This is a genomic window from Candidatus Zixiibacteriota bacterium (assembly GCA_029860345.1).
Classification (GTDB): Bacteria; Zixibacteria; MSB-5A5; order GN15; family FEB-12; genus JAJRTA01.
In genome coordinates, this window is the sequence record JAOUBJ010000034.1 from 1 (window position 1) to 7,522 (window position 7,522).

Annotated in this window: 8 protein-coding genes; 7 read left to right on the top strand and 1 reads right to left on the bottom strand. The window is 53.1% G+C overall.

All coding sequences use genetic code 11. The features are described from left to right. The first annotated feature begins 98 nt into the window (after positions 1-98). The 4 genes from OEV49_17705 (at position 99) to OEV49_17720 (ending at position 3,293) form a co-directional block, all read left to right on the top strand. The gene (locus OEV49_17705; protein ID MDH3892901.1) at positions 99-1,268 is read left to right on the top strand and encodes a transposase family protein; all 1,170 of its coding nucleotides are present in this window, start codon (positions 99-101) and stop codon (positions 1,266-1,268) included. A gap of 177 nt (positions 1,269-1,445) precedes the next feature. Next, a complete protein-coding gene (locus tag OEV49_17710; protein MDH3892902.1) occupies positions 1,446-1,628 on the top strand; it encodes a hypothetical protein in 183 nt (60 codons plus the stop codon). A gap of 323 nt (positions 1,629-1,951) precedes the next feature. Next, a complete protein-coding gene (locus OEV49_17715; GenBank protein MDH3892903.1) occupies positions 1,952-2,398 on the top strand; it encodes a GNAT family acetyltransferase in 447 nt (148 codons plus the stop codon). 16 nt (positions 2,399-2,414) lie between these two features. Further along, positions 2,415-3,293, top strand: coding sequence for an arginine deiminase family protein (locus OEV49_17720; protein MDH3892904.1), 879 nt, complete (start codon positions 2,415-2,417; stop codon positions 3,291-3,293). Positions 3,294-3,316: 23 nt separating this feature from the next. Here OEV49_17720 and OEV49_17725 read toward each other — a convergent pair whose 3' ends face one another. Then, positions 3,317-4,282, bottom strand: coding sequence for a DUF523 and DUF1722 domain-containing protein (locus tag OEV49_17725; GenBank protein MDH3892905.1), 966 nt, complete (start codon positions 4,280-4,282; stop codon positions 3,317-3,319). A gap of 183 nt (positions 4,283-4,465) precedes the next feature. On the opposite strand from OEV49_17725, the gene OEV49_17730 reads away from it, so the two are divergent. From OEV49_17730 to OEV49_17740, 3 genes are all read left to right on the top strand, one after another. Further along, positions 4,466-5,359, top strand: coding sequence for an SRPBCC domain-containing protein (locus OEV49_17730; GenBank protein ID MDH3892906.1), 894 nt, complete (start codon positions 4,466-4,468; stop codon positions 5,357-5,359). Positions 5,360-5,510: 151 nt separating this feature from the next. Continuing rightward, positions 5,511-6,326: a mechanosensitive ion channel gene (locus OEV49_17735; GenBank protein ID MDH3892907.1), complete on the top strand. Its 816-nt coding sequence runs from the start codon at positions 5,511-5,513 to the stop codon at positions 6,324-6,326. Between the two features lie 11 nt (positions 6,327-6,337). Further along, a complete protein-coding gene (locus OEV49_17740) occupies positions 6,338-7,243 on the top strand; it encodes a DUF3078 domain-containing protein (GenBank protein ID MDH3892908.1) in 906 nt (301 codons plus the stop codon). Positions 7,244-7,522: the final 279 nt, after the last annotated feature.

Here is a 7,522-nt window from a genome sequence, read left to right on the forward strand (position 1 = left end):
CGAATTGCCTCACAATTAATGTTACCGAAGTGCCGGGAATTGTCAGGGTCGAATGATACGTTGACTCATAATTGATGTTACCGAAAGGAGACGCGATTATGGGTGGAGATTCCAAGCAAGATTACCTGGACGCGATACTGCCACGCTATTTGGAGGCCTCGAAACAAGAGAAGGGGATCATTCTCAGGGAGTTCTGTGCTGTCTGTGACTATCATCGCAAACACGCCATTCGGCTTTTGAATCATCGCAAGAGGGAACCGACAAAACGACCGGGTCGAAAAGCTCTCTACCACTCACCTGAGTTCCTGAGAGCTCTCAAACGAATCTGGCTGGCCACCGATCAGATGTGCTCAAAGAAGCTGGTGGCGGCCATACCACTCTGGCTGCCGTTTTACGAGGGCTCCTATGGGAAACTGTCGAACAAAACGACAAGACAACTCTTATCAGTCAGTGCCGCTACAATTGATCGCGTATTGGCCAAGACTCGTGCCCACACTCGCCTCAAAGGTCGCTGTGCCACCAAACCAGGCAGCTTGCTTAGAAACCAGATCCCCATCCGAACTCACAACTGGGATATCTCCCAACCCGGATTCATGGAGGCCGACACTGTCGCCCACTGTGGTAACTCCCTGGCTGGAGATTTTATCTGGAGCCTCACCCTAACCGACATCCACACCGGTTGGACCGAAGCACGAGCCACTTGGAACAACGGGGCCACCGGTGTCATCGAACAAATCAAAAACATCCAGACCAACCTACCCTTTGAACTAAAAGGCTTCGATTGCGACAACGGCGGTGAGTTCCTAAACCACCATCTGCTCAGATACTTCACCGACCACAAACCAAGAATCAAGTTCACTCGATCACGACCATACAGGAAAAATGACAACGCCCATGTCGAACAAAAAAACTGGTCCTTCGTCAGACAATTACTCGGATACGACCGACTCGACAACCAAGACCTGGTCGAACTCATCAACAACCTCTATGCCCAACAATGGGGCCTCATGCAAAACCACTTCTGCCCAACTCTCAAACTCATTCAAAAGACACGGATCAACAGCAGATACTACAAAAAGTACGGTACGGCCAAAACACCGTTCCAAAGACTCATGGAATCAGACCACGTCTCCAAAGATGAAAAAGACACTCTGAAAAAAACGCACCGATCACTTGACCCCTTCCGTCTCAAACGACAAATTGACCGACAACTGAAGGCGATCTTCAGAATGGTCATAGTAACCTCTAATGTGAGGCAACGTATCTGACCACCGCTAAGCCTTCGGTAACATCCTGCAATGAGGCAACGCGAGCCGCTGAGCCACTGGCAGAAGAGGTTGAATTCTCCCGCTCGACGAGAGTAGGTACTCTTGAAGACAAGATAGGTTGACCGGCTGCTCATAATTCCTGAGCCTAGCCCGGCTGCCGTATGAAGAGGTGAAAACATGATCAGGTTTGAGAAAAAGAACGATCTGGCGCCGGTATGTCCGCATTGCAAGAAGGAAATAATCAGAGTCTGGTACCGCGAGATCAAAGGTGACCTGGGCAAGCGTTGTCTCTACTTCTGTCCGGATTGCCGTTCCTGCCTCGGCGTGTCACACCGCAAGGGTCTGACCTTCGGCTGGTAGGGCGGGCCGGGGCGACCGAGTTTCTGGTTGCGAGTGCGGAAGATCAACTGTACTATAGAAGAAAGAAGCTCGTAGGTCGGTCTGGAGCATGGTAAAACCGCCTCTGGTTCTGCCTCCTGCCGCGGAACCGCTAAGCCGACGCGGCCGAGGCCCCGCAAGCTTGGGTGGCACCCTCAACGTCGCGTTGGGGGTGATAATCTCCCACCCATAAGAACCCGTCCCAAACAAGGTTTGAGACGGCCACCCAATTTGAAGACTGGATTCCGGCCTTCGCCGGAATGACACAGGGACGCCGGAGTGACAATACGAGGAAAGATAGGTCTGTGTCTGAGTTGAAACTTCGAAGTTATCAAGAATCCGACGAACCGCAGGTGGTGAAACTGTGGTGGCAGGTTTTTCCCGATTCATCGAACTGGAATGATCCGCATCAGGACATTGCCAGCAAACTCTCGGTGCAGCGTGATCTGTTCATCGTGGCTATGCTCGAAGAGGAACTTGTGGGAACAGCCGTTGGCGGCTACGACGGCCATCGTGGTTGGGTCCACTTAGTTGCGGTTAATCCGAGTTTTAGACGCCGGGGGATTGGAGCAGCATTGATGCATCGTGTCGAACAGGATCTGGCCGCACTCGGTTGTCCCAAGTTGAACCTTCAGGTTCGCGCCGAGAACTCAGAGGTGGTTGCTTTCTACCAGAGTTTGGGATATCAGGTGGAAGAACGGGTCAGCATGGGCAAACGGCTCGCTCCCGACACAAAAACATTGGACAAGTAAGACAGAGGCACAATCCATGAAGATCGGAAGCCAGTCGGAAGTCAGACCCATACGGAGCTTGCTGCTAAAACATCCGCGCGACGCCTGGAGAAACCAGGCCAACATAGATGCACAGTACCAGAACCTCAACTATTTCGAACGTCCGGACTATGAGAAAGCGGTGGCCGAATACGACCAGTTTATAAACCTACTTTCAATTGAGTCCCCTGAGATTCATCTCCTACCATCCGAGAAAAACACCGGGCTGGACTCGATCTACACGCACGACCCGGTCATCATTACCGAAGCGGGCGCCGTCCTGTGCAAAATGGGCAAGGATGCTCGCATGGGTGAGCCTGAGGCGGTGGGCAGTTTTCTTGAGAAGATAAATGTACCTATACTCGGTGCAATTACCGGTGAAGGACTATTAGAGGGCGGAGATGTTGTCTGGCTTGACGAACGCACGCTGGCGGTCGGTGAGGGGTATCGCACCAACGCCGAAGGAATCAGGCAACTAAAATCGTTGACTGAGAACCTTGTCGATGAGTTTGTGGTCGTACCGCTACCTCACTGGGAGGGTCCCGGTGACGTCTTGCATCTTATGTCGATGATCAGTCCGGTGAGCCACGATTGTGCCGTTGTGTATTCTCGGATGATGCCGGTTACTTTCCGACAACGACTTCGAGAGCGGGGGATGAACCTGATTGAGGTGCCTGATGACGAGTACGACAGCATGGCTTGTAACGTGTTGGCCACGGCCCCGGGTCACTGCCTGATGTTGTCCGGCAATCCTCAGACCTCCCGCAAGCTGTCGAAGGCAGGTATCGAGGTTACCGAGTACTCAGGCGCCGAGATTTCCAGAAAAGGAGCCGGCGGACCCACCTGTCTGACCCGGCCGCTGTGGCGGCAGGCTTGAAACCAACGACCGTTGGGCGGTACTCACGTTCTGCAACGCAAGTTGACCTCCCGTTCATCCGGGAAAAGCCAGCTTTGAGCAAGTAGCTCCCGGACACCATACGTCTCTGCACAACCACGCAACATCGACCACGGTCGGTGCAAATCACATCGCCCCCGGCGGTAGTCGTCAATCAACCCAATGGATTTAGACATGCCTGAAACCGGATCGTGTTTCATAAGGGTGCGACAGATACCCTTTAAGACGCTTATCCGCTTGGCCTGAGTGGATTTCAACTTTAGAATCCTCATAAACTCGATTGCGTACTCCTGCCGAAGTTCTGTTGGTTTTGAAGACGATGCGCGCGCCAGCAACCGATCCAACCGTCGTCGCCCATCCTTGTGGTGCGCGTCCAGCAGACAGATTTCCCGATGGTGAAACGAAGTGAGCTTTCTGACCGTGGGTCGATGGTCCAGGGCGACTTGCATGCGATGACAGGCAAAAAGCCGCACCACGAAATTCTCACGCACTGACTCATCCGACAACTCCCGCTCTTCGACGACCGGTAGCAGCGGGTATTGTCTGAGCAGCGCCGTCGCAAACAGACCCTGCCCGCGTAGGGACGACCGCCCCATTTGATCAAGTAGTCTGACTTTCTTCAGACCGCAGGTGGGGGATTTTGACTTGAGTATGAAACCACAGAGGTGCTCGAAATCCGGACGGCGCAGCCGCTGTGACGACCAGCGCTTCATTTCCTGAGTTCGATCACGGCCGCTGTCATTGCCTATCAGGCGCGGCGACGTGCGGGTACCATGAAGGTCAATGGTCTCGCGCGGCACACCCATCCCGGTTTCCACTTCCGGACAGACGGGCACGAATGCGAAGACCTTCCCGAGCACCTCGGTGATATAGCGATCAAGTTTGTGACCGCCATCAAAGCGCACCGGCTTGCCCAGCAGGCAGGAGCTGACTCCAATTGCAGGCTCAAAGCTTGTAACCGATTGATTCATGCAAGTTCACTAGTTCCTGGTTTCGCGAGACGGTGCTTGGGACATCGTCCCGCCCTGATCTGCAACCTATAATCGGACCAACTGAAAATCAAGCGCTCTGAATCCGGCACTCATATTATTCTTGTCCGGCCTTTTATCTTTTGGTAGCATTTGTCATGTCCACTTGACTATCAGGAGGAAATCGTGTATTCCGTATGCAGAGAGAGATACTCAACGATACCGGCTTTGGGTATGGCGATGGTCCTGGCGTTCGGGCTGTTTCCAAACGTGGAAGCCTTAGAATCAACAGAGGATGGGTCCACTGTGTCACAGCCGAAACAGTTTTTTGTTCAGCTACTGCCGGTTCGCGACGGCTTCCCGGAGAACATGACAGACGACGAAGAGAGGATCATGTCTGAACATTTCGAGTATCTCAAAAATCTCACACGGCAGGGAAAGGTCCTTATGGCCGGACCATGTTTTGACCCGACCTTTGGATTGGTGGTTCTGGAAACGGGCACACAGGAAGAGGCGGCGGCTTTGATAGACAACGACCCTTCGGTGATCGAAGGTGTCAATACCTATAAGATGCAACAAATGCGAGTGTCGCTAATGGCCAACCATGTTCCCGCCGTGCGGTATGTTGTAGAACCGTCGGACCGGGTCATGAAAAAAGAAATCGAAGTAACATCGTCGCTTCAAAGTGTGTGGCGAGACTGGACCACTACCGAAGGTGTGCAATCGTTCTTTGCCGATCATGCTCATGTCGAACTGAGGCCGGGTGGGCCGTTTGAGATATACTTCAACCAAAACGCTCCGGAAGGTCAGCGCGGTTCCGAGGGCTGCCGGATTCTCAGTTACCTGCCCATGACGATGCTGACATTTGAATGGAATGCGCCACCGTCGTTTGGCGATTTGCGATACGAGTATACTCGCGTGATCATTGTGTTCGCAGAAATGCCCGAGGGTAAAGTGAAACTCAGCCTGTCACACCTCGGTTGGGGGCACGGTGAAAAGTGGAATGAGTTGTATGAGTACTTCGACCGGGCTTGGGATTACGTGTTATCGTCATTTGCGCAACATTGTGACCAGCAATAGCCTGAGTCCGTTTGTCGAACACGCATTATACCAAAAGGTGCGGGAACCTGGCGATAGGCGCAGAGGTTAGGCCTGCATACTGTGGGTGAAGTCACTTTAAGGGCTGCCTGAATTCTGGTAAAAAGCAGTTGGTGAGAAAAAGGAGTTAACAATGGAAAACTGGACGACAACACTTTTGGACTGGGCCTATCTTTTCGGTCCCAAAGTCATCGGCGCTCTGGCCATCATAATTCTCGGTCGCATCGGTGTCGGAATCGTGGCCGGAATAATCCGGCGGTTGATGGCCAGAGCACAAGTGGATGAGACCCTGACGAAGTTCGTGGTCAGTCTCACCAGAATAGCGCTTTTGGTGTTTGTCTTTATCGCGGCTCTGGGTACGCTGGGATTCGAGACAACCTCATTTGTCGCTGTCATCGGTGCGGCCGGCCTGGCCGTTGGCTTCGCACTGCAGGGATCGCTGGCCAATTTTGCCTCCGGAGTTATGCTGGTGATATTCCGCCCGTTCTCGGTGGGCGATTATGTAGAAGCCGGCGGACAGAGCGGCGCAGTCGAGGAAATTCATATCTTCAGCACGGTGCTGCGAACACCCGACAACAAAAAAGTCATTATACCCAACAGCCGAATCACCGGAGATAACATCGTCAACTACTCGGCCAAAGATACCCGACGGGTTGACCTCGTGTTCGGCATTGGATATGGCGACGACCTGCTGAAAGCAAAGCGAATCCTGGAACGGATCATAGCCGACGACAGCCGAATACTTAAGGACCCCGGGCCAACTATCGCCGTGCTGGAACTGGCCGACAGCTCGGTCAATTTCGCGGTGCGACCCTGGGTGAAGACAGCCGACTACTGGAGTGTGCTTTTCGACATCACCGAGAAAGTGAAACTGACGTTCGACGGGGAAGGTATCTCGATTCCGTTCCCGCAGCAGGATGTTCACATGTACCAGGTAACTGGAAGCTGAAGGAGGCTACAATGAACAGGATTGTGACAACCCTGGGGACATTGTTGCTTGTGACCGTAAGCACTCTTTACAGCGCCGACACGGACACCCCCAACAGGTGGAAGCGGTCGTTGATTGTCGATGCCACCGTTACGCAAACATCGTACTCCGATTCCTGGGTGGGTGGTGAAGCCGGGTCGGTCAACTGGGTCGGCAACCTGAACACCAGCGTTGAAAAACAGCTAAAAGCCTGGCTGGATTTTCGGTCGACATTGAAACTGTCGTTCGGACAGACAATCACCCAGGACGCAGAGACCAAGGGATGGAGCAAGCCCAAGAAGTCGACCGACCTGATCGACTGGGAAAACGTGGGACGTTTTACACTGAACAAGTTTGTCGATCCTTACGCGGCTTTCAGGCTGGAATCGCAGTTTATGGATGCTTCGATGCAGGAGAACAAACTATACTTCTCACCTGTGCGCCTGACCGAGTCGGCCGGTATCGCCCGCAAGTTCTACGAACGCGACAAAGACTTCTTCACCAGCCGTCTGGGCCTGGCACTCAGGCAGACGCTCAAGAGCGTAGCCTTCTATAATATGGACAGTACTGAAATCCTAACCGCCGACACCACGCTGACCGACGGCGGCCTGGAATCGGTGACCGATATCGTCCTCACTCTAAGTGAACGATTGCACTATACCGGTAAACTCACCGTCTACAAGGCGCTGTTCTTTTCGGAGAAAGACAATGTGAAGGACACTCCGTTTGAGGATGACTGGAAGGCTATCGATGTCAACTGGGAGAACATTTTCGCTGCGTCAATCAGTAAGATCATCACGGTGAATTTCTACACGCAGCTTCTATACGACAAACAGGTCTCCAAGAAAGGTCGGTTCAAGGAAACGCTGGGTATAGGTTTCGTTTTCAAGCTGATGTAGTCAGGTGTTGTCGTTGGCGGCAATTGGAAGCCACTTGTGGCCGCTCTCGTTTGCCCCGGCGTCGACTGCGCTCGGCATAGCATGGACGTGGCGCACGAGGACGGACACCATGCACAAACTTGTCATTACGCACAAATCTGTCATTCCCGCGCAGGCGGGAAGGTGAATTCACATTTGAAGTGCAACAGTTCCTTCCAAAATACCTCTGCCGGGGTCCAAAAGTCCAGACATTTTCGGGGCGTGTTATTGTACGCCTGTATGAAATGCACGAAGTGTTCC

Bases quoted from the DNA above. Each gene is read 5' to 3' on its own strand.
- OEV49_17705 (MDH3892901.1), top strand. From the start codon at position 99: ATGGGTGGAGATTCCAAGCAAGATTACCTGGACGCGATACTGCCACGC.
- OEV49_17710 (MDH3892902.1), top strand. From the start codon at position 1,446: ATGATCAGGTTTGAGAAAAAGAACGATCTGGCGCCGGTATGTCCGCAT.
- OEV49_17720 (MDH3892904.1), top strand. From the start codon at position 2,415: ATGAAGATCGGAAGCCAGTCGGAAGTCAGACCCATACGGAGCTTGCTG.
- OEV49_17725 (MDH3892905.1), bottom strand. From the start codon at position 4,282: ATGAATCAATCGGTTACAAGCTTTGAGCCTGCAATTGGAGTCAGCTCC.
- OEV49_17735 (MDH3892907.1), top strand. From the start codon at position 5,511: ATGGAAAACTGGACGACAACACTTTTGGACTGGGCCTATCTTTTCGGT.
- OEV49_17740 (MDH3892908.1), top strand. From the start codon at position 6,338: ATGAACAGGATTGTGACAACCCTGGGGACATTGTTGCTTGTGACCGTA.